Genomic DNA, 22,831 nt, shown 5'->3' with positions numbered 1-22,831 from the left:
ATTGCCTATGGGCGCCGCGAGCGTGCTGCGGTATACCTGTCGTCATCGTTCAACACAGAGAAAGAGCACCATGTCCATTACCGATTACGCCAGCTTGCTGCGCAGCGCCCGCGACCAGGAACAGCCGCAACGTCTGCTGTTCACCTTTACCCAGGCGCAGGCCCAGCCAGGCGGCCAGGGCAAGTCCCTCACGCCCGTGATGTGCGCCGACAAGCTGCCAGATGAACTGGGCAGCTTCGATACATTGATGGAGGAGTCGAAACAGATGCAGACGCACTGGGACGTGGTCTTCGTGGCGGGACTGGCGGGCCAGGACGGCCAGCCGCCCGCCGCGCAGGCATGCGAGGCGCCCCTGCGCGCCATGGTGACGGCCATCGAGCAAGGGCGTATCGACGGCCTGCTGGCGTTTGACCGCAGCGGCGATCTGTTACGCTTTAGTTGAATCCGGCCAAGGGCGCTCGTGCAAATGGCGCGCCCTTTCGATTGGACACACGAGCGGCAAAAACTGCTGCTGGCGCGCCGAATACGCCATCAGCGCGCCGCTGTCGATGTCAAAATACCAGCCATGCAATTTCAATAAGCCCTGCTCCACCCGGCGCTTCAGCCAAGGGTAGGTCAGCAGGTTGTCCAGCGACTGCAGGATGCTGGCCAGTTCGCACGCATGGTGCTGTTCCTCCGATGAGCGGTGCGCCAGCTCGCGCCGCACGCGCTGCGCCACCGGTTCGGCAATGCGCATCCACTGTCCCACGAAGTCCGTTTCCTGCCCTTCCGCGCGCGGCTGCGGTTCCAGCAGTGCGCGGATGCCGCCGCAGCGCGCATGTCCGAGCACGATGACCCTGGCCACTTCGAGCTTGCAGACGGCAAACTCGATGGCCGAACTGACGCCGGGCGGCGCGTCGGGCGTGCACGGCGGCACCAGATTAGCGATATTGCGCACCACGAACATGTCACCCGGGTCGCTGCCCGTCAGCAGCATGGGGTCGACGCGCGAATCGCAGCAACCGATCAGCAAGGTCGTGGGCCGCTGCCCATCGCGCAGGCTGTCGTACAAGGTCTGCGGCTCGCTGAAATACTGCCGCTGAAACAGGCTGAAGCCGTTGACGAATTTTTCCAGTTCTTCCATGACATACTCTCATTTCCTCAACGTCTGGCAAGAACGACTTGCCAGACACTCCAACTTTAGCAAGGCATGGGCGCATTCTTGCGCGCATAGCACCACCAGGTAATCGCGATGCAGCTCACATAAAAGCCGATGAAGCACCACAGGGCCGCGTCGGGGCTGCCCGTCAGAGAAATCGAGGTGCCATAGCTTTTCGGAATGAAGAAGGCACCGTAGGCCGCCACGGCCGAGGTGAAGCCCAGGACTGCCGCGCCTTCCTTGTTGGCGTCGACGATGGCTTGCTCCTGCGCCGCCTTGCCCTTGCCGGCCGCAGCGCGCTGGTGCTCCGTCAAAAAGATCACGGGGATCATGCGGAAGGTCGACGCATTGCCGATGCCCGTGCCGGCGAACAGCAGCATGAACATCCAGAAGAAGCCCTTGAAACTACCCGCAGTGTGCACACCTGCGCCGGCTTGCGGCATGAAGTACAGCACGCCCAGCACGGCGCCTATCATCAGCAGGAAGGACCACAGGGTGACTTTGGCGCCGCCCAATTTATCGGAAATCACGCCGCCGGCCACGCGCGCCAGCGCGCCGACCAAAGGGCCCAGGAAGGCGTAATCGAGAGGGTTGACGTCGGGGAACTGGATCTTGATCAGCAGCGGGAACGCGGCCGAATAACCGATGAAGGAGCCGAAGGTGCCCGTGTACAGCCAGCACATGAGCCAGTTGTGCTTGCGCTTGAAGATCACGGCTTGTTCGGAAAACGAAGCCTTGGCCGAGGCCAGGTCATTCATGCCGAACCAGGCCAGCAATGTGGACAGCGCGATGAACGGCACCCAGATGAAGCCCGCGTTTTGCAGCCACATGTCCTTGCTCACGCCATTCTTGACCCAGGTGAGCGAATCGCCGCCCCAGGCGCCGAAGACGGCGAACGTGATCACCAGCGGCACGACGAACTGCACCACCGACACGCCCAGGTTGCCCAGGCCCGCATTCATGCCCAGCGCGAAGCCCTTGCTCGCCTTCGGGTAGAAAAAGCTGATATTGGCCATCGACGAAGCGAAATTGCCGCCGCCGAAGCCGCACAGCAGGGCCAGGATCAGCATGGTCGGATAGCCCGTGTTCACATCCTGCACGGCCAGGCCGATGCCGATGGCGGGAATCAGCAGCGACCCCGTGGAAATGGCCGTCCAGCGGCGGCCGCCAAAGATGGGCACCATGAACGAATAAAAGATGCGCAAGGTGGCGCCGGACAGGCCCGGCAAGGCCGTCAGCCAGAACAGCTGGTTGTTACTGTAGGTGAAGCCGATGTTGGGCAGGTTGACCACCACCACGCTCCACACCATCCACACGGCAAACGCCAGCAGCAGCGCGGGAATCGAAATCCACAGATTGCGGGCGGCCGTGGCCTTGCCCGTGCTTTGCCAGAAGCTCGGGGTTTCCGGCTCCCAGGTATTGATCATGTAGCGGCTCATTGGTTTGCTCACAGCGTCACTCCTGCAGGTTGATTGATTGGTGCCGCACGCAGCGGCTTGAACGAGAAATACATCCAGACGAGGGAAACGCAGACGGTGCCGTACAGAAGCATGAAGGCGCTCGAACGCACGCCGGTGAAGTCCACCAGGGCGCCGAACATCACGGGCAGGACGAAGCCGCCGAGACCACCGGCCAGGCCCACTACGCCCGAGACGGCGCCGATGTTGTCGGAAAAGTCATCGCCGATGAACTTGAAGACGGAGGCCTTGCCCACGGCCATGGCGATGCCGACGATGAACAGCAGCACGGTGAACCACAGCGGCGACAGGCCGATGTGGATAGCCAGCGGCCCCGTCACGGTCTCGATCACCATCTGCGTTTGCGGATATGACAGCAGGAAGAAACACACCCAGCACACCCACATCACGGCCCAGGTGACTTTGGCGGCACCATATTTGTCCGAGATCCAGCCGCCCAGCGCGCGCAGCACGCCGCCTGGCAGCGAGAAGCAGGCCGCCAGCAGCGCCGCGTGCTTCAGGTCGAAGCCGTATTCGGCCACGTAATACTTCGTCATCCACAGCGCCAGCGCCACATAGCCGCCAAACACCACCGAGTAGTACTGGCAGTAGCGCCACACGCGCGGGTCCTTCAGCACCTTCATTTGTGCCGAAAAACTCTCGCCCGATGGCGCCAGATGCGATTTGTCGGTGTACGAAAACAGCCAGAAGATAATGGCCGTGGCCAGCATGGCCACCGCATACACCTTCGGCAGCATTTGCCAGCCGAAGGCGGCGACGATGCCCGGCGCGACGAACTTGGTCAGCGCGGAACCGGAGTTGCCGGCGCCGAAGATGCCCATCGCCAGGCCACGACGCTCCTTTTCATACCAACGCGCCACGTACGGCGTGCCGACGGAAAACGAGCCGCCTGCCAGGCCCACGAACATGCCCAGCACGAGGAAATGCCAATAGACGGTGGCGTAGGAAATCAGGTAGATCGGCACCACGCTGGCCAGCATCAGCAGGAAGAAGACGCGGCGTCCACCGTATTTGTCGGTCCAGATGCCCAGCGGCACGCGCACGAGGGAGCCCGTCAGCACGGGCATGGCGGCCAGCAGGCCAAATTGCGTTTCAGTCAAGCCCAGGCTGGTCTTGATGGGAATGCCCAGTACGGCAAACATCATCCATACCGCGAAGCAGATGGTAAACGCGAAGGTACTGCTGACCAACACGGACGCCTGCTTGCGCCGCATGCCCGGTTCGACTGCCTTGTTACTACTGTTGTTCTTAGTGCCATCTAGGGTAGCCACGATGTTTCTCCATGAATGCACTGGCCGTCTGGCCAGCCGTCCCGACCAGCTTACGTGGCAGAGGGGAAAGGCACTATCGGCCACAGGGTGATTCTGGAAAGGCAATCTGGATAGCCGTATCGGCAAAAGTGACTAGATACAGGCACGCGGACCTAGCCTGGATGGCGGGTGTCTTACAAAAGCCGGGGCGAAGCCGTGCGCGCGGCCGTCGACAGGAATCTATGCCTGGTCGCCCTCCGGGCCGGCCAAGCCGCCGGCTATGCGCTGCTGCACGAGGACTTCTTTGGCTACGGTTTTGTCTCGCTGGTGGTGGTCTCGTCCGCGCAGCAGCGGCGCGGCGTGGGACTATGCCTGCTGGCGGCCGCCGAAGCCGCGTGCCAGACAAAGAAACTGTTCACCTCGACGAACCAGTCCATCCTGGCCGCGCAACGGCTGTTCGCCAGTGCGGGCTTCGTGCGCAGCGGCCAGATCGACCATCTCGACGAGGGAGACCCGGAGCTGGTGTACGTAAAATGGTGCCGCTGATTGCGCGACCTCCCGACGACGTATGGCGCGGCGCGCGAAAGGCGGCTATGCTGGCGCCACCGTCAATCAACGCCACCGACACACGCATGGATTATCTGAGCCTCAAACATTTCCACATGGGTTGCGCCGCCGCCAGTGGCTTTCTTTTCCTCTTGCGCGGTGCCTGGATGTTGCGCGCCTCGCCCGCCTTGCGGCAGCGCTGGGTGAAGGTGCTGCCGCACCTGGTCGACACGGCCTTGCTGGCCAGCGCCATCGCCCTGGCCGTGTGGAGCGGCCAGTCGCCCGGCAGCCAACCCTGGCTGGCCGCCAAGCTGTGCGCGCTGGTGGGCTACATCGTGCTGGGCACCATCGCGCTCAAACGTGGCAAGACGCCGGCCGTGCGCGGCGCCGCCTTCGCAGGCGCCGTGCTGGTATTCGCCTACATCGTCGCCGTAGCCATCACCAAACAGGCCTGGCCGCTCTGATGCATCAGAAAATGTAGCGCAGGGTCACGCTGGCGTTGCGTGGTGCGCCCCAGTAAGCCTGGTTGTACATACCGAGCTGGCTGTAGTAATGCTTGTCGAACAGGTTGTTGATGTTCGCCTGCAGCGACAGCTGGCGCGACAGCGCATATTTGGCCATCAGACTGGCCACGGCGTAACCGCCCTGCTCCACGCGCTCGACACCGTTCGGCCCCGTGGCGTCGCGGTAGGCGCCGCTCTGCCAGTTCACGCCGCCGCCCACGGACAAGGCGCGCCAGTCGCCATCGAGCTGCCAGGTGGAAAACACACGCGCCAGGGTTTGCGGCACATAGCTGTTCAAGCGCGCGCCCGCGTTGTCCTCGGCCGCCGCATGCGACACGCTGGCCGACACGTTCCAGCCCTTTGCCAGCTCGCCCGACACATCCAGTTCCACACCCTTGCTGGTGGTGCCCGATGCCGCGAAATACGCCTGCGTCAGCGAATTACCGACAACATGCCCCGTGTCTTCCTGCGCCAGGCCATCTTGCGCGATGCGGAACACGGCCAGCGCGGCATTGAGTTTGCCGCCAAAATACTCGCCCTTCACGCCCACTTCCACATTCTTGCCCTGCACCGGGTCGAGGTAGCGGCCGAACCGGTCCTGGTAGCCCTGCGGCTTGAAGATTTTGCTGTAGCTGGTGTACAGCGCATGCTGCGCATCGATATCCCACACCAGGCCCGCGTAGGGCGTCACGGCATGCTTGGCGTAGGCGTAGCTGCCGCCCCAGTCGTCAACATGGTCGGCCTTGTAACGGCTGTAGCGCGCACCGACTATCAGTTTCAAGGGGTCGGCCAGCGAAAAACGCGCCGTGCCGTAGATGCCGCGCTGCTGCACCGTATCGAGCAGCTTCCAGCGCGAGAAACCGGGATCGTTCCAGTCCGGCTCCGGCGTCACGCCCCGCCATTGATGGAAATTGCCGTAATCGACGCTGCCGCCGGCGATGCCCGGATAGCTGGAGAACTGCTTGCTGCCAGAGACGCCAAACGCCAGGTCATGCGTGCGCCCCAGCAGTTGCACCGGTCCCTGCACATAGGCATCGACGCTATCCTGGCGCCGCGTGCCTGAATAGAAGCCGGGGCCGCCCTTCATGCCCTGCCCCGTGGCCTTGTCGGGCCACAGGTAGGCGAAGGACTCGGCAGCCGAGTAATCGCCCCAGCCGTGATTCAGCATGGCCGTCAGGTTCCAGCCGCTGCCCAGGTCCTGCTCCAGACGCAGAAAGGCCGTCTGGCTGGTGCTGAACCAGCGGCTCCAGGTGGCGGCCGTGGTGGCCGAGCGGGACCAGGTGGCGCGCTCGCCGTTCGCATGCCACAGCGGCAAGCCGCCATACATGCCGCCGCGCGGGCGGTTATCCTGGTACTCATAGCCCGCGATCAGCACGCTGCCGGGCGCCAAGTCCGCTTCCACGGTGGCGTAGGCCATGGCTTTCTTGCCGTGATACAGGTTCACATACGATTCGCTGTCCTGGTAGCTGGCCACGACACGGCCACGCACCTTGCCATCCGCAGTCAAAGGCGTGGACAGGTCCGCGCTGGCGCGAGCATTGTTCCAGGAACCCAGGCTCAGGGCGGCATTCCCCGCCAGCTGCCTTGAAGACGCGCGCTTGCGCACCAGGTTGACGGTGGCCGACGGTTCGCCGGCGCCAGTGAGCAAGCCCGTGGCGCCGCGCACGATCTCGACCCTGTCATAGGCCGTCATGTCCAGCGTGCTGTCGCCCACGCTGAACGCATTGTCGACCGTGGTGGGGATGCCGTCATACTGGTAGCTGGCGATGGAAAAACCGCGCGCGAAGAACGAGGTACGGTCGCTGTCGTAGCGGTTGATGGCCACGCCGGCCGCATTTTGCAGCACGTCTTCCACCGTTTGCAGATTCTGGTCATCCATCTGCTGGCGCGTGACCACGCTGACGGCTTGCGGCGTCTCGCGCACGGACAGGCCCAGGCGCGTGGCCGAGCGCATGGTCTGTGTCGTGTAAGCGCCGCTGCCTTCCGTCGCGCCATGCGCGCTTGCGCTGGCGGTGACCTTCGTCTCGGGCATGGTCTGGCCGCCGTCGGCGGGCGCCAGGTCGAGTACGTAGCCGCCATTCGCCTGCGGCACGGCACGCAGACCCGAACCGGCGACGATGGCGCCCAGCGCTTCAGGCACGCTGTAGCTGCCCGTCAGTCCGGCGCTGCGCTTGCCGGCCACGGTGGCGGCCTGGTAGGAAATCATGGTGCCCGTCTGCTGGCCAAAGCGCACCAGCACCTGTTCCAGGGTGCCGCCGGGTATCGCCAGTTCGATGCGCGCCCCATTGGCTGCCTGAGTAATAGGTGCGACGGCCAATGCGCCGCCGGCGGCGAGCAGCCACAGGGCCTGGCTGACGGCCAGTGCCGCCACGCTGCGGCGGCATACGGTGGAAGCGGAAGCGGAAGAAGCGTAAATAGGTGTTGTGCTGGGCATGCGGACTGTTTTCCTGAAAGTGAATGAAGGGTTCACTTGCTATGTCACGCGAAAATCGAAAACCCCTCAGTTTTTCAGAAAATAGTTATGAATTCTTCCGATGCGGCACCACGGAGACCCAGAAGCGCGTGCTCTGGCGCACGTCGAGGGGCAAGGTGCGCGTCAGCATGTCAAGCACTTGCGTGGTGTCTGCCAGCGGGTAGATGCCGGACACGCGCAGCTGGGCGACGGCCGGATCGCAAGCCAGGCGCCCATGGCGGTAGCGCGCCAGCTCGCCGATAAAATCGGCCAGCGGCATGTCGTGCGCCACCATCATGCCCGTCGTCCAGGCATCCGCGCCGGCAGGCAAGGCTTGCACGGCACCGATCTGCGCCGCCGTAAAGCTGGTTTGCTGACCGGGGTGCAGCCTTTGCACGGCGCCGGGCGCCAGCTTTGGCATGATGTCAACAGCGCCCGCGAACACGCCCAGGCGCGTGGCCTCGCCACCGGCGCGCACGGCAAAGCGCGTACCCGCGGGCTGCAAGCGGCCCTGGGCCGTCTGCACGATAAAAGGCCGGCCGGCAGGATCGCGCGCCGTGCTGACCATGATTTCGCCCTTTAATACTGTCACCAGGCGCTGGCCTGCGTCATAGCGCACGTCGACGGAGGTGGCCGTATTGAGGGTGATGCGCGTGCCGTCTGCCAGCACGATGTGGCGCAATTCACCCGTGCCGGTGCGGTAGTCTGCCAGCCAGCATCGCGCCTGCTCATCGCCGCCCACTATCCATGCCCCGCCGCCCACGGCCAGCAGCGCCAGGAGTTTGAGCGACTGCCGGCGCGCCGCATTGGCCTGCGCATGCGCGGGCTTGCGCGCCAGGGTGCCATGCGCCAGCGGCGCCGGCAAGGCACGCATGCGCGCCATGCAGCCTTCCACATGCAGCCAGGCTTGCTCATGTTCCGGATCACTGTCGCGCCAGACGCGCCAGGCCTGCTCCACTTCCGGCGTGGCGTCACCGGCCTGCAGGCGCACCAGCCACTCCACGGCCTGCAGGCTGGCCGCTTCCGGCGTCAAGGCGGCCATCACGGCCCCGGCTGGGAAAAGAAGCACTGGTGCATGGCTTTGACCAGGTAGCGCTGCACGGTGGCCAGCGAGATATTCAGTTCCAGTGCGATGGCCGCCTGCGGCATGCCATCGAGCTGCGACAGTAGAAAGGCGCGACGCACGACCGGCGCCAGGCCATCGAGGCGGCGGTCGATGTCGAACAAGGCTTCGAGCAAAATGGCCTGCGCTTCGGGATCGGGTGCGTGCTGCGCCGGCAAACTGGCCAGGGTGTCCAGGTAGGCCGCTTCCAGGTCGCGGCGGCGGTACAAATTGCCCAGCACGCCCTTGGCCACCGTCGTCAGGAAAGCCCGCGGCTCGCGCGCGGCGATGGCCACGTCACGGTTCAGCAGGCGCATGAAGGTGTCGTGCGCCACGTCGGCCGCGTCAAAGGCATTGCCCAACTTGTGCTTGAGCCAGCCTTGCAGCCACCGATGGTGTTCATGATACAGGCTGCCCACTTCCTGGTGGACGCCGGATTGGGCAGCCGACACGTTGCATACTCCCTGGTTCGCAAATAGTAATGATTCGCATTCTATATCTATGCGGTGCTGCGGCGCAAGCGGCCGGCGAGGGGCATGTGGTCGGTTCTGCAGAACGCGCCAGCTTGCAAGGCAATGATAGTATTTATGACATCATGCACACGCTGACCATCCCGGCCATGCCACCACCATTGAAAGGCAAACATGCTGCTATCTGAGCTGCTGACCAAGCTGACCTGCGGTGACCTGGAAGGAGAGGAGCTCGACGAAGCCGTCACCGCCATCACCGATGCGCCCTCCGCTCCACGCGACGAGTGGATCGATAGCGATGCGCAGGCCTACGCGGTGGCGATCCTCTCGCATCTGGGCGGCTACATGGCGTCGAGCGACAAGCTCGATGAACTGCACGAACAGATACAGGAAATTTTCGACGATTTCCCCGACTTCCCGTACGAAATGCTCAAGGACAGCGACGGTAGCGCCCTGCCCTATTTCGAGTGGCTGGATACGGAACTGGCGCAGCGCGCCGTGGACGAAGGCGGCTATGAGCTGATACAGATCGACGGCAACGGCACCGATGAAATGGATGCGCTGGTGGTGTACCGGCGCGATACAAACGACATCATCCAGGCGGCAGCATTGATGGGAGTGACGATAGGCCGGCCGCTCACTTACTATCGCGGCATCGAAGCGATGGTGGGCAAGCGGCCGGGCTAAGGGCGCCTATTGCATCGGCAAGGCGCTCACATCGACGGTGGGTGCCTGCCCCGTGGCGGGCCGCGTGAAGTTCTGGCTGGTTTTCACGACATCGGCAAAGAAGCCGCCGTTATGCAGGTAGAACTTGCCGTTTTCCAGGCCGCCCGCGTAATCCATGCGCTGCGCATTGGTGGCCGTAGCGTCGCCCGTGTAGCGCCCTGCCGTCACTTCGGACCAGGTGCCGGAAACGTTCCTTGCCCACTGGTTGCCAAACTGGACGCGGCGCTCCTTGTAGCCCAGGGTGTCGATGAAGTTCTCAAGGAAGGAATGCACGCCCGTCAGGTAGGTGGAAATCGCCGGCCGCTTCCAGGTGGCGATGTAGCGCCACTTGCCCGTCTCGGGCGCGAAGAACCAGGCCGAGTAATCGCTGCCGCCCTTGCCATCGGGCCGCGCGCGCGTGATGAAACGGTACGTGGTGCCGGCCGCCCAGTCATACGACAGGTAAGTCTGTCCGCCCGTGCCCTCGCCGCCAAACGCATTGTCGACCACGCCGGCACCCTTGCTGACCAGGGTAGTCTTCGCGCCATTGTCGGCATCCCACACGGAAAACAAGATCCAGCGCTCGCTGGGCGACTTGACCTGAATGCCCATATAGCCCTGGCCGAAGCCGTTGGCCATGAAGTAGGAGCCGATGGCGTCCTGCCCCTTCGGTATCGTCATCTCGTTGTAAAAATACTCGGTATTGGCCGGCACCGCGTAGCCCATGTGCACGGACGGCCCGCGCCGCGACCAGTAGTAATTGGCCGGATCGTTGGCATAGTTCAGCGTGGCACCGGCCATCACCTTCAGCGCGGCGACCTCGCCAAACGTGGCCTTTGCGCGTGTCAGTCCCTGCAAGTCCACCTTCACATAACCGGCCGCCGGCACATTGACCGTGCCGACGGCGTAAGTCTTGCGCGCCTTGCCGGCCAGCTTGACGTCGAAGGGCTGGCCGTTGAGCTTCACGCGGATGGTGCTGTTGCCGCCATCGGCCAAGCTGGCATCGAGCGCCACCTGGACGGGGCCCGCCCCGGCCACGCGAAAATACGTGCTGGCGACGGCAGCCGGATTGCTCCAGCCGGCCAGGCCATGTTCGCCGATGACGGCGCCCTCCTGCCCGCTGGTGATGAAGGCGTTGCCGGCCAGTTCCACGGTGGCGGACGTGACCGGTGCGGCCACGCTGGCGGCCAGCAAGGCGGTGCCGCCCGTGCTGGTGCTGGTGCTGGTGCTGGTGCTGGTGCTGGTGCTGGTGCTGGTGCTGGTGCTGGTGCTGGTGGCGGTGGCGCCGCCGCAGGCTGCCAGCAGCAAGGGCATGGCGGGAAGGACTGTGTAGAGTAATGAACTTCTGTGTTTCATCAACGTCTCCTGGGATAGAAAAAACCCGCCACGGCGGCAGGCGCGGTAGCGGGTGAATGGTGCTTAGTATTTGCCGTCGAGGGCGAAGATCGGCTTGCGCGATTTCCACTGCCCGCCCGTGAAGTCGGGGAAGTCCAGGGTCTGGAAGTTGGCGGCAATCGACTGCTCGGACAGCGGCGTGATGGCGCTCCACGTCACGGCATCGTAGATATCGATCGGCATCGGCGCATTGGCTTTCAATGCTTCGACAAAGGCATGGATGACGAAGAAGTCCATGCCGCCGTGGCCCGCGCCTTCGGCCTGCGCCGCGTACTTGCGCCATACGGGATGGTCATACTTGTCCTGGTAGACCTTGAAGTCGTCCCACTGGTGCGGCTTGCTGACGCCTTCGATGTGAATCGCATTGTTCAAGTCCATCCACAGGCCATCCGTGCCTTGCACGCGGAAACCCAGCGAATACGGGCGCGGCAGGCTCGTGTCGTGCTGCAGGATGATGGTTTCGCCGTTTTCGCACGCCAGGGTGGTAGTGACCACGTCGCCGAGCTTGAACTTCACCTTGGCGTTCGCATGCTGCGCGCCGCCCGGCTGCTTGACGATGTAGTCATGCAAGCCGCGCGCCTTGCTGGCGAAGGCGTTGATACGCGTAAAACGGTTGCCGCGGTTGATGTTCGTGTACATGGCGCACGGGCCGATGCCGTGGCTCGGATACAGTTCGCCATTGCGCTCGACCGAGTGTTGCGTGCGCCAATGGGCTTCCGACCAGCCTTTTTCGCCGAATTCCACGCCGCCGCCATACGGCTTGGCCGGATTGCCGCTGTTGAATTTGACGGCGCGCAGGTCATGCTGGTAGCCGCCCTGCAAGTGCAGCAGTTCGCCGAACAGGCCCGCGCGCACCATCTGCAGCGCGGCCATCACGTCGCGGCGGTAGCACACATTTTCCAGCAACATATAGGGCGTACCCGTTTTCAACTGGGTATTCAAGACATCCCAGTGGTCTTGCAGGGTGATGCCGGCCACCACCTCGCAACCGACGGGTATCTTCGCCTGCATGGCGGCAATCGCCATGGGCGCGTGGAATTCCCACGGTGTGGCGATGATCACGCCATCGAGGCCGCCCGCATCCAGCATGTGCTTGTAGGCTTTCTCGTCGCGGTCTTCGCCATACGTGCGCGGACGCGGCTTGCCGGATTTGGCCACCTGGCCCAGCGCGTGTTTCAGCATGATCGGCTCGATATCGCACAGGGCAACCACTTCCACGTCGTCGCGGCGCACCAGCTCGGCCAGCAGCACCTGGCCGCGCATGCCCGTGCCGATCAGTCCCAGGCGGACCTTGTCGCGGCCGGCGACAGGTGCGGCGTTGGCGGCGCCAGGCAGCAAGGCGCTACCGGCCATGGCGCCACCGGCCAGCGCGGCGCTGGCGGACAGGAAATTGCGTCGATTGATTTGTGTCGTCATTGGTCTCTTCTCGCTTCCATTGGTAATGTTTGTCACCGGCCCGCCGCACGGCGGGCCGGCTGCAGTTTAATAGGTGTATTCCGCCGTGATGCGCACGGAGCGCGGCGCCGTGCGTCCATCCACCTGCAGGTAATTGCGGGAGATGGCGCCATGGTCTTCGCGCGTTTCGCTGTAGCGGGTCACGGTCTGACTGTTGAATACATTGAAGACGTCCACTTTCAGGCTCAGGCCCTTGACGGCGCTGGGAGTATAGGCCACATTCATGTCCAGCTGGGCTTGCCACGGGAGGCGGCCCTGGCTGCCGCGCGGCGCCGGCTTGCCGTTGCAATAAAAGTAGGAATCGCCGTAATCGTTCTCGAACTTCAGGTTGTCCGGCAGCGCGCCAATGCAGTTGCGCGGTGCACCCGAGATCAGCGACAGGTTGGCACCGACCATCACGTCCGGGATGACCTGCATGAAACCGTAGGCCTTGAAGGCGTGGCGATGGTCGCCCGGCAGGTAGCCATACGCGTTGTACATCAGTTCCTTGTGGTCGTCGCTGACCGTCAAGCCCACGTCGCCGCCTCCGATGCTGTCCGTCTGGCCTTCCATATTGCCCTTCAGCGCGGACAGGGTGTAGGTCAGCTTGCCGTACCAGCCGTTCGTGTACGGATGCTCGACGAACATGTTCAAGGCGCGGTAGGTGCGCGATGGCAGCGGATTGCCCCACTCTGCCGCCGAAATATCCACGCGACGCAAGCCCTTGCCGTCGTCAAAGTCCACCATCAGGCTGTTGTCGCGGCCCGGGTTGATGATGGCGCACTGGAAGCCGCTCCAGTTGCCCGTATCGACGCCGTTGCGCGTGGCCCAGGCTTGCAGCGGACGCGCGTCGCAGCTGTCGTCGTTGGTGTCGTTCAGCTTGCGGTACAGGACGCTGGCGCCCACCACCAGCTTCTTGCTCAGGGCGCGTTCGAAGCCCAGCGAGAATTCATCCTGCGACAGCGGTTTCAGGCCAACGGCCGTCACTTCGCGCGCATCGCGGCTCTGGCCGTACGCGTTGTTGGCCGAATACGGCTTGCTGATCGCATGCAGGCCCGTCGGCGCGCCCGTGACGGGATCGACGCCCGTGTAGGTGAACATCTCGCTGGTGGCCAGGAAGGGGCTGGCCATGTTGCTCGACAAATTCGACGGCACCGGCAAATGGTAGCGGCCACCGTTGGCGAAGAATTTCAGGGTGCCGTCACCCAGGTAGTCCCAGGTGGCGCCCACGCGCGGGGCGATCATGTTGCGCTGCGAAATGAAGGCCACGCCATCGGTACTGTAGTTGGTGAACTGTTCGCGGCGCAGGCCCAGGTCCAGCAGCACCCGCTCCGTGACCTGATAGTGATCCTGGATGTACTGCGCCGACTGCACGCTGGTCGGACGCGCCAGATTGGCATTCAAGTCCTTGCTGACATAATAGCCATCCTTGCCGTAGCCGCCGCCCTGGGCCGGCGTCTCAAAGGCGCCGTTGATCGGCAGATTCGCATCTTTGGCTTTAAAATAGCTCCAGCGGTAGCCGCCGGCCAGGCTCAGGCCCACTTGCGATTCCACGTCGATGCGGTCGATGCCGCCGCGCAGCGAGTGCTTGCCCAGCTTGTATTCTAGGTCCAGGCGCTTGGCTTTCTGGCGGTCTTCCGAGGAAGGATCGACCAGGGTGCCCGTCACCGCTTGCGGATTGGCATAGGAGAGGCCAGGCACCTGGGTCGACGTGTTCGACGAGGTCTGCGCCAGCAGCGGGTTGTAGCCATTCGGCGTGCGGGTGTGCGCAGTGCGCGACTGGCCCATCATGGCCGTCACCGTCAGCTTATCCGTCAGATAGCCCGTGTACTTGAAGATGTCGACATTCGCGCCTGGCGCAGCCGACGAGCCGCAGCAGTTGATGGTGGTCTCGCTCCCGCCGCCAGGCACGTTGTTGCGTTTCAGCGTGGCATAGTCGAAGCCATAGCTCTGGCTGTCCGTTGTCGTGCGGTCATACAGCTTGGTATATTCAAAGTGATGATCATCCGTCAGATTGTAGTCCAGCTTGGCCATCATGCGGTCAACCTTGCTCTTGCTCTCGCGCCAGCCGTTCGGCAGCACTTTGTCCACCAGGTCGTCGCGCGCACCAGCGACAGAGCCGCCATCCGTGCGCGTCTGTTCCAGCGCCACGAAGGCGAACAGTTTGTTCTTGATCAGCGGCCCGCTGCCGTACAAGCCGACGACCTTGCTGGTGCTGCCGTTATCGCGGTTCCAGTACTTCAAGGTGCCATCCGTCTTCGGATTGGCGCCCGTGTTCGGGTAATACCGGTTTTCCGTCGTGCCCTTCAGCGAGCGGGGGATGATGGACACCTTGCCGCCGAATTCGACCTTGTTGCCGCCGCTCTTGGTGGTGATGTTGATCACGCCGCCCGTGGAACGGCCAAATTCCGAGCCGTAGCCGCCCGACAGCACCTGCAGGTTGGAAATCGCGCCAAACGGCAGTTCCGACGCGCCCACCTGGGTCAGGATGTTGGTGATGGGGAAACCGTTGACGTAAAACGCGTTTTCCGACTGGCCTGAACCGCCGATCGATGGCGCGTTGCCATACACACTGTTGGTGCCGCGCGCCACGCCCGGCGTCAGCTGCACGATGGAGGCCACGTCATTCCCGACTGGCAGCGCTTTCAATTCCTTGGCGGTGAAGATCACGCCATTGTTCGTGTTCGACACGTCGATCGGGTTGCGCGACGCTTTCACCACGACGGTCTGCTCCTGGCCCACAGGGCCGGCCGCGCTGGCCGGACCGAAGTTCGCTTCCGCACCGGCGCCGATCAGCGCTTCGACTTCCTGCGACGCTTCGACCGAACCGGCCCGCAGCACGCGCACCGCATAGCGGCCTGGCGGCATGGAGTTGGCCACATAGCGGCCCGACGTATCGGGCGTCAAGCTGCGCTGCACGCCCGTCGCCAGGTTTTCCAGTACCACGGTGGCGCCGGCCGGCGCGCTCACTTCGCCGAAAATGGTGCTGGTGGCGTTCGACTGTGCCCAGGCTTGGCCTGGCACGCCGGCCGCCAATGCGATCACGATCGCGGCGGCACGGCTGATGTCGCGCAATTTGAGTCGGGTGCTATGCATGATTGTCTCTCCGTCTATATCGAGGGTTATACGCGCCCTCCCCGCTCCAGGGCGGAGTCGGGGGAACGCAATTTTTATGGTGGTCGTCGGCCGGTGCAGCCAGGCAGTTGCACCTTTCGGGAAATCAGTCCGTATCGGCTGATTTTCGTTTTCTTGGGATTACTTTAAAAAGAAAAATAAGTATCGTCAACAAAAAGAAAGCAATAACGCAAATTTATCGATCAATCCTGCAAATAAATGCGATTTATCTTTCGGTTTAATGGGTGGCGCGGCTGACAACTTTCGTTATCGTGGTGTGACAGATACATGCGCATGCAAGAACGTGGCCTATGAAGGACAATCCGCACAGAAATTGTGTGAGGAAAACGCGAAAGTAGACATGGTAATCCCCTTTAATTTACGTTTATCTTTCATATTGCGCATTTCGGAATATTGTTTTTTCTTTTCATGGTAATACCCGGCCCGCCACTATGCCGGCTGGCGGGCCGGGGCAAGATCACGCCTTAAAAGAACTTGTAGCTGGCCGAGAGGGCAAACTGGCGGCCGAACAGGTCCTGGCTATGGTTGTAGCCTTCCCAGCCGTTCGGGTCGTAGTACGGCTGCTTGTTGAACGCGTTTTTCACGTTCAGGCCCACGTCCAGGTGCTTGATCGGCTTCCAGCTGAAGGCCAGGTTCACCGTGGTGTACGACGGTGCGCCCTTGCACTGGCCCGCAGGCAGGGCCACGGAGGCGGCGGTGCAGTTTTCCGGCGTGTTGTCCTTGTCCCAGGGACCGTAGGCCCAGCGCGTCTTGCCCGAGTAGTTGATGAAAACGCTGCTGACGAAGTTGCGGTAGCTCCAGTCGGCGTTGACTGTAGCGCGGTAGCGCGGTGAATCATAGTAGCCGACGGTATTGCCCTTGATGTCGCTGCCGTCTTCGCTGTCATGGGTGTCGCGCTTGCGGATGGTGGCCGCGATGCCGGTACTCAGCTTGCCCCAGTCACCGAGCGCAAAGCGCGTGCGCGCATCGATGTCCACGCCGTCCATCAGGGTGCGGCCCCGGTTCGAGTACGAGTTGATCAAGCCGCCCAGGTTGCCCACCGAGTAGCCCGGCACGCCGCCCGCGCACACGCCCGCGTTGGCGGGATTGGCGCACATCGCTGCCACCGCCGCCATATTGCCCCGGTCCGCGTCGGTCAAGCTATTGCGGATGGCGCTCGATGTGCCGGCCAGGGTCGGCCCATACTTGTCCACCAGTTCCGTAAACAGCTCGTTGAAGTCCTGGCGCACGATTTCGTCGCGACGGTTGATGAACCAGTAATCGATGGAGATGCTCACGTCCTTGGCCGGCTGCAGGACCAGGCCCACGGTCGAAATCTTGGCTTTTTCCGGGCGCAGGTTCTGGTTCGGCGGCGTCAGGCCGCCCACCGTCGTCGCGCAATTCGAATTGAGCAGGCTCTTGCCCAGGTCTGCATCCGTCGCCACCTTGGACTTCAGCAAGGCGCGCGCCATGGCATTCGTTTCGTCGCAGCGCACCGTGTCGCGGATGCCGCCCACCTGCGCAAAGACGCCGCCCGACCCTGCTTCGGCCAGATTGGGCGCGCGGAAACCTTCAGAATACGTCCCGCGCAGCATCAGGTCGGGCCGCGCGCGCCAGATCACGCCCAGCTTGGGCGCCAGGTTGGCGGCAAAATGCGGGTATTTGTCCAGGCGCGCGGCCGCATTGACTTCCAGTGTGTCGCTGAGCGGCACCACCACTTCGCCAAACACGGCGGCGATGGTGCGCCGGCCATCGAACCAGGAACCGCCCTGCTGCGTGATCAAGCCATTGGCAGCATCCGCGTTGCCGGGCGTGAGGAAGCTCTCGCGCATGATGTTGGTGCCCACGGCAGCGCGCACTTCGCGCTCACCGAGCTTGAACAAGGTGCCTTCCAGCTTCGCATCCCACGTCATCAGCTTGGTCCAGGATTCGATGGCGAAGGTCGGGTAGGCGGCGCGCAGGAGCGCCGCGTTGGCGTCGCTGATTTCGCCGAACTTGTAGGCGGGATTGTCCGAGATGTACGTGCGGCCGCTGACGGGATCCTTGGTGAACGGGCCGAACGCCTGCTTGAAGCCATTGATATTCAGATTGGCCGTCTGGAACAAGGTGGAATGGCTGCCCGCAACGCTCAGCGCCGTTTCAAAATCCCAGCCACCGCCGATGCTGCCGCGCAGGCCCAACAATGCGCGGTAGTTTTCATCGACATTTTTCTGGCCGAAGTGGCCCGTCGCATCTTGCAACAGGTAATTCAAGCCGGCCGCGCCGCCCATCCTGGCCACCATGTCGGCATCGAGCTTGCCCTTCAGGTAGACGTTGTTCGGGCTCAGAAAAGGCGTGGCGAAGGTGTTCAAGGTATTGCCTGTATTGCGCGCGAACCAGTTATTCGTGCTGCCGCTATTGAAGCTGGACGGACCATTCTCGCCGCGCATCTTGATGTGGGTGAAGGCGCCTTCCGCGAACGCTTCCATGTCGCCACCCAGTTTCAGCCGGCCGCTCAGGTAGGCTGTGGCGCGCTCCGAGGTCGGACCCGTGTCGAGTTGGTTGGGCAGCGCATTCCACACGCAGCGCGTGCCCGAGGCTTCGGTGATGCTGGTGTTGCAGCCAGGCGCGGCGCGCTGGGTGCGAGCATTGTTCTTCGCCTTGTCGAAGACAAAGAAGGTCCCGGGATTCATCACGCCCGGTTCGCTGCCGACGCCCACGCGCATGTTCGGGATGAAATTGGGATTATTCACGTAAAAATACGAGGGACGCTTGCGGTAGGTATCGGCCAGCGCAATGCGGTCGCGCTGGTAGACGTTCACGGAACCGTAGATGTTGTAGCCATCGCTGGCCAAGTCGCCCAAGCCATACAGCACGCTGGCTTGGCGCTCGCCATAGGCTTTCACGCTGGGCGAAAACTCGCCATTGGCGCGCGCTTCCAGGCCTTGATACGATTTCTTGGTGATGACGTTGATGACGCCAGCCACGGCATCGGAGCCATACACGGCCGACGCGCCATCCGTCAGGATTTCCATGCGTTCGATGGCGGCGGCGGGAATGGCGTCAATGTTGACGAACATGGTCTGGAAGCCGGCCGGCGCACCGTAGAACGACAGGCGGCGGCCATTCAGCAGCACCAGCGTGCCTTGCGCACCGAGGCCGCGCAAGTTCGCTTGCGAACCGCCATCGGACCCTGTGAACATCGAGCGGAAATCCTGCTGCGCCGGACGGGCGGCGGGCAGGTTGTCGAGCACCTGCAGCAAGGTGAGCGCGCCCATGTTTTCAATTTGCTTGGCGTTGATCACCTGTACGGGCGACGCCGTTTCCGCGTTGATGCGCTTCAGGCTGGAGCCCGTCACTTCGACGCGCGCCAGTTTCTCCTCCTCCGCTGCCAGCGCCGTTGAGCCCAACCCTACCGCCACCATGGCGGCCATCAGTTTTTTCAAGTGCATTCCCAACTCCTTTTTATAAGTGATTTGTTTTCGCAAGGCTGCAAGAGCCCCTCCCCGGTCCGAAGAGGGGCTCGTTTTTAGTGAAATGATGATGTGTCTAGCGCGGCTTGACTGTCGCGCCCTCCGTGCCGGTCAACACCGCGTTGGCCCAGTTACCACAGACCTGGGCCGGGTGGGCGCCGCGCGCGCCCAGGGTGCGCAAACTGAGCTGGCTCAGGCCGCGCACGTCGATTTCGGGTTTGACCACCCCGGGAGCCGTGACCAGGCCGCTGTCATACAGCAGCCGTTCACCGCTCCAGACCTGGAATTGCAGGCCGCCCGCGCTGCGGCAGCTATCGTCCACGCCCAGGTCGGCGCGCAGCAGATTCCAGTTGCCCGCCAGTTGCAAGTCGATGCGGCTGGCAGGTCCCACGCCGAGGCCCTTGCGGAACCACAGCCCGTTCATGCGCATCTCGACCGCCTTGCTGGCCGGCCGGTCGCGCGCAATATTTTTCGGCAGCGCCAGATCCGACAGATAGCGCTGCACCTCCTCGCCTTCGGCCACGCGGTGCTCGAGCACGCGGAATTCGGACAAAGTGACGGGCGCCACGTCGGTCGCCAACGCTGCATCGAACGCCCGCGCCACCGGCCCGACCTGCGCCGCAGTCACCATCGGATCGGTGGACGCCGCGCCATCGCCTTCCGGATTTTGCGTGCTCATCACGCGGAAGCGCAGCAAGCGCCCGGCCGTGGCGGGAAAATTGATCGTCTGCGTGCCTTGTTCCAGTTTCAGAGTGCCGCGTGCAAGCGGCGCGCCCCACTCGCCGTTGTTGTCGCCGATGTAGATTTCATAGTCGCGCACCTGGCCATGTTTCCAGTGCTGGTCGTTGCGCGGCGCCAGTTCGATGCCGTCCACCAAGCGCCGCTCCGTGAAGCCGATCACCCATTCGTGCGGCCCGCTTTTCACGGACGGACTGCGCACGGTGCGGAACCACGTCTCGGGCTTGCCATCGAAGGCGTTTTCCAGCGGATAGCCGTTTTCCTCAAAGGGACGCGCCACCACCTGCATGGCGTCGGCCGGCAAGGCGCGGCCCGGCACGGGCGCGGCCGGGAAATCGGCATCGATTCTCGCCACGGCCAGCGCGCCAGCGACTTGCAAGGTCAAGGGCTGGCGGATATCGTGCGCCGCCACTTTCACGTGCAAGGTACCTTGCCGGTCGGCCGCGTCGAAGAACCAGCCTTCGACCGCCTTGTCATAGGCGGCACGCTCGCCGGATGCCGCGATCAGACGTTCGCCAGCCCGCACGGCGGCCGGTGCCCGGCCCGCCAGCATGCGCAGCGCATAGCCACGACGCGCTTCCTGACCCGCGTATTGGCCTGCCACGGCGCCGATGTCGACCTGCACGTCGCCGCCCGTTTGGCGCATGCGGATGATTTGCTGGCTGTAGGCACCGCCCTGGTACTGGCGCGTGTTGCCGTCGTCTTCATACAGGGTGTATTCGGAATCGCCGTGTGGATAAATATCGAGGGTCAGCTGATCCTTCGGCTTCTGGCCGTCGTACAGCATTTCCGGATACATGGGCAGGATGGCGCCGCCGCGCACGAACACGGGCAGCTTGTCCAGCGTGACCTGCAAGTCCAGATCGCGGCCTTTGGCGTCGGCCGTGGCCTGGCGGCCATCCCAGTAGTCGTACCACGTGCCCTGTGGCAGGTGGATGCCCTTGCGCCAGCCGCCGCTGACGGCCTGGCTGCGGTAGACGGGCGCCACCAGCACGTCGCGCCCCAGCAGGAATTGATATTTATAGGCTTCCGTGTAGGCGGCCGGGTCTTGCGGGTAATCCCACATCAGCCCCCGCACCAGCGGCGCACCCGATAGCTCGGCTTCGCGCACGAGGGTATACATATACGGCGTCAAACGCATCTTGAGTTTTAGGTAGCGGCGGTTGATGTCGCGGTACGGTTGCTCGAACCACCACGGATGCTTGCGCTCAGCCGCAGCCCAGCCGGACATGCCCATCAGGACGGGCGTAAAACTTTTCCACTGCAGATCGCGCAAATAGGTTTCCGGGCTGCCGCCGAAGATCGCGTCCACGTCGCCCGATGCATACGCCTGACCGGACAGGCCCGAGCCGATCAGGGTCGGGATGTGCCAGCGGATGTAATCCCAGCTGGCGCTCTGGTCGCCGGTCCACGCCACGGCGTAGCGCTGGATGCCGGCCCAGCCCATCACCGTCCACAGGAACGGGCGGCTGTCGGAATTGTTCAGGATGCCGTCGTAAGCGGACTTGTTCGCGTCCATGGCGAACTGGTAGCCCTTACCCGTCCACGCCACGTCCAGTTTTTGTACGCGGCTGCCCGCCTGCCCCACTTCCCAGGCGATCTTGTCGACGCCGTTTTCCGTCCACAGGCCCGTGCGAAAACCGTAGCCGGCCAGGCCCTTTACCGTCTCCGGCAAACTCGTGTAGCCGCAGCCATAGCCGTCGTTGGGCAAGATCCAGCCGCCCGGCATATCATGTTCACGGTACTGGCGCGCCACGGTTTCCACCACGTCGGGCGTCTTGCCCGTCGGGCCATCGCTCCAGCCCTTCGGCACGGAGCCCGGTTTTTTCACGTTGTCGCCATCGTTGTAGCAATCGGCGTCGCCGTATTCCAGCGCCCAGCGGGGCAGCATGCGCGCGCGGCCCGTCAATTCCGTGTATCGGGCGACGACGTCGCGCACGTCCTTGCCGACGAAGAAATACGCATCGAAGCGGCCTTCCGCGTGCTGCAGCGATATCTGCTCCTTGTCACGCAAGTCGTAATGACCGTCGGACCAGGTATTGCGCAGCATGCCCCAGCCGCGTGAACTCATCAGGAATGGCGCGGGGTTCGGCCGATCGCCCTCTTCCCAGCCGCCCGAATATGACACGGGCACCTGCTTGCCCTTGAATTCGAAGCGGCCATTCTGCTGGCCGCCGCCAAAGTAACGTTCGCCCGGCAGACTGGAAAGCACCTGCACGCCCTGCTTGTCGTCGAGCGACAGCGGCTGCACTTCGCGCCACAGCGGCACCGCGTCGCCCTTGCGCAGCAGGGTAAAGCGCAAGGGTTGACGGTCGATGCGCAGGCTCAGGGCTGCGGTACTGATCAGGATATGCTCGGTCTGCTCGCTGAACTCGTACGCCACTTGCGCGGCCGGCTGACCCACGACGATGGGCGCGGCCTTGTCGCCCGGCCCCGTCAAACCGGCCTTGCCGCCTGCCTGGATACGCAGCACGTCCGCCTGCGGCAGGCTGATACGCAGCTGCATGCCCGTATCGCTGCGCACATCCCAGCCCAGTGCCTTCCCCTTGGCCACGTCGACCGCGTGCATGGCGGAAATCGTCTGCAAATTGCCGATAGTCGCGGCATGCAGGCCAGGCGCAGCCAAGGTGGCGAGGGCGGCGAGGACACAGGCGGCAAGGGCGCGGCGGGGAAGCGGAAGTGGTTTCATCAGGCGGCTTTCAGAAAATCGAAGTGATGGAAATACTTTAAGAAGAAAAATAAATATCGTCAATCAAAAGAAAGTTTTACCACCAACTTATTAATAAAATGCCCAAAATTGGCGCAATTTTCTTACGTTTCACCAAAATGTCACAAAACATACTTTCGTTATCGTCGCATTTCAGCGACAAGCGGCAGCAGCACTGGGGACTGGGCTTAATGCGGCACCGCAACATGATTTGAACCGGGATAGCGCCAATGAGAACGACATTATTTCGCAAGCAAGAAAAGAATTTACTTTCGTTTTACTTTCGTATTTGACTTTTCGAAATTTAGTATTTATGCTTTCCCCAACAAACACTTTACTGACACTCC

General features: G+C 63.0%; 16 protein-coding genes. 5 read left to right on the top strand and 11 right to left on the bottom strand.

Annotated elements, in window-relative coordinates:
• Positions 1-70: 70 nt before the first annotated feature.
• Positions 71-442: a ribonucleotide reductase subunit alpha gene (locus ACP7DE_RS23875; RefSeq protein ID WP_426074414.1), complete on the top strand. Its 372-nt coding sequence runs from the start codon at positions 71-73 to the stop codon at positions 440-442.
• Here ACP7DE_RS23875 and ACP7DE_RS23870 read toward each other — a convergent pair.
• The 3 genes from ACP7DE_RS23870 to ACP7DE_RS23860 are packed head-to-tail and all read right to left on the bottom strand — an operon-like array spanning position 428 to position 3,830.
• Complete coding sequence (locus ACP7DE_RS23870) at positions 428-1,123, bottom strand: carbonic anhydrase (protein ID WP_426074413.1); 696 nt, start codon at positions 1,121-1,123, stop codon at positions 428-430. The two genes, ACP7DE_RS23875 and ACP7DE_RS23870, sit on opposite strands and share 15 nt — an antisense overlap.
• Before the next feature lie 56 nt (positions 1,124-1,179).
• Complete coding sequence (locus ACP7DE_RS23865; protein ID WP_426074440.1) at positions 1,180-2,577, bottom strand: NarK family nitrate/nitrite MFS transporter; 1,398 nt, start codon at positions 2,575-2,577, stop codon at positions 1,180-1,182.
• 8 nt (positions 2,578-2,585) lie between these two features.
• Positions 2,586-3,830: an MFS transporter gene (locus ACP7DE_RS23860; RefSeq protein WP_426074439.1), complete on the bottom strand. Its 1,245-nt coding sequence runs from the start codon at positions 3,828-3,830 to the stop codon at positions 2,586-2,588.
• A gap of 225 nt (positions 3,831-4,055) precedes the next feature.
• Between ACP7DE_RS23860 and ACP7DE_RS23855 the strand changes: the two genes are divergently transcribed.
• Positions 4,056-4,412: a GNAT family N-acetyltransferase gene (locus tag ACP7DE_RS23855; RefSeq protein WP_426074412.1), complete on the top strand. Its 357-nt coding sequence runs from the start codon at positions 4,056-4,058 to the stop codon at positions 4,410-4,412.
• Between the two features lie 86 nt (positions 4,413-4,498).
• Complete coding sequence (locus tag ACP7DE_RS23850) at positions 4,499-4,876, top strand: SirB2 family protein (protein WP_426074411.1); 378 nt, start codon at positions 4,499-4,501, stop codon at positions 4,874-4,876.
• 4 nt (positions 4,877-4,880) lie between these two features.
• Here the strand turns inward: ACP7DE_RS23850 and ACP7DE_RS23845 are convergent, their stop codons facing one another.
• The 3 genes from ACP7DE_RS23845 to ACP7DE_RS23835 all read right to left on the bottom strand — a co-directional run bounded on the left by ACP7DE_RS23845 (position 4,881) and on the right by ACP7DE_RS23835 (position 8,921).
• Complete coding sequence (locus ACP7DE_RS23845) at positions 4,881-7,349, bottom strand: TonB-dependent siderophore receptor (RefSeq protein ID WP_426074410.1); 2,469 nt, start codon at positions 7,347-7,349, stop codon at positions 4,881-4,883.
• Positions 7,350-7,434: 85 nt separating this feature from the next.
• The gene (locus ACP7DE_RS23840) at positions 7,435-8,409 is read right to left on the bottom strand and encodes a FecR domain-containing protein (protein ID WP_426074438.1); all 975 of its coding nucleotides are present in this window, start codon (positions 8,407-8,409) and stop codon (positions 7,435-7,437) included.
• Positions 8,409-8,921 carry a sigma-70 family RNA polymerase sigma factor gene (locus ACP7DE_RS23835; protein WP_426074409.1) on the bottom strand — a complete coding sequence of 171 codons (513 nt, stop codon included), beginning with the start codon at positions 8,919-8,921 and terminating at the stop codon, positions 8,409-8,411. The genes ACP7DE_RS23840 and ACP7DE_RS23835 overlap by 1 nt, the downstream gene beginning before the upstream one ends.
• Before the next feature lie 29 nt (positions 8,922-8,950).
• On the opposite strand from ACP7DE_RS23835, the gene ACP7DE_RS23830 reads away from it, so the two are divergent.
• Together ACP7DE_RS23830 and ACP7DE_RS23825 are read left to right on the top strand one after the other, a co-directional pair.
• On the top strand, positions 8,951-9,127 hold the full coding sequence (locus tag ACP7DE_RS23830; protein WP_426074408.1) for a hypothetical protein: 177 nt from the start codon (positions 8,951-8,953) through the stop codon (positions 9,125-9,127).
• A complete protein-coding gene (locus tag ACP7DE_RS23825; RefSeq protein WP_426074407.1) occupies positions 9,114-9,626 on the top strand; it encodes a hypothetical protein in 513 nt (170 codons plus the stop codon). The genes ACP7DE_RS23830 and ACP7DE_RS23825 overlap by 14 nt, the downstream gene beginning before the upstream one ends.
• A gap of 6 nt (positions 9,627-9,632) precedes the next feature.
• On the opposite strand, the gene ACP7DE_RS23820 is transcribed toward ACP7DE_RS23825, so the two are convergent.
• From ACP7DE_RS23820 to ACP7DE_RS23800, 5 genes are all read right to left on the bottom strand, one after another.
• On the bottom strand, positions 9,633-11,000 hold the full coding sequence (locus ACP7DE_RS23820) for a DUF3472 domain-containing protein (protein ID WP_426074406.1): 1,368 nt from the start codon (positions 10,998-11,000) through the stop codon (positions 9,633-9,635).
• A gap of 63 nt (positions 11,001-11,063) precedes the next feature.
• On the bottom strand, positions 11,064-12,455 hold the full coding sequence (locus ACP7DE_RS23815) for a Gfo/Idh/MocA family protein (RefSeq protein ID WP_426074405.1): 1,392 nt from the start codon (positions 12,453-12,455) through the stop codon (positions 11,064-11,066).
• Positions 12,456-12,521: 66 nt separating this feature from the next.
• Positions 12,522-15,569: a TonB-dependent receptor gene (locus ACP7DE_RS23810; RefSeq protein WP_426074404.1), complete on the bottom strand. Its 3,048-nt coding sequence runs from the start codon at positions 15,567-15,569 to the stop codon at positions 12,522-12,524.
• 503 nt (positions 15,570-16,072) lie between these two features.
• The gene (locus ACP7DE_RS23805; RefSeq protein WP_426074403.1) at positions 16,073-19,018 is read right to left on the bottom strand and encodes a TonB-dependent receptor plug domain-containing protein; all 2,946 of its coding nucleotides are present in this window, start codon (positions 19,016-19,018) and stop codon (positions 16,073-16,075) included.
• A gap of 97 nt (positions 19,019-19,115) precedes the next feature.
• Positions 19,116-22,466: a TIM-barrel domain-containing protein gene (locus ACP7DE_RS23800; protein WP_426074402.1), complete on the bottom strand. Its 3,351-nt coding sequence runs from the start codon at positions 22,464-22,466 to the stop codon at positions 19,116-19,118.
• Positions 22,467-22,831 lie beyond the last annotated feature (365 nt).

The sequence above is a fragment of the Janthinobacterium sp. DSP2-3-3 genome, assembly GCF_049897325.1.
Lineage (GTDB): Bacteria > Pseudomonadota > Gammaproteobacteria > Burkholderiales > Burkholderiaceae_D > Janthinobacterium.
This window is presented reverse-complemented; position numbering and strand designations above follow the sequence as displayed.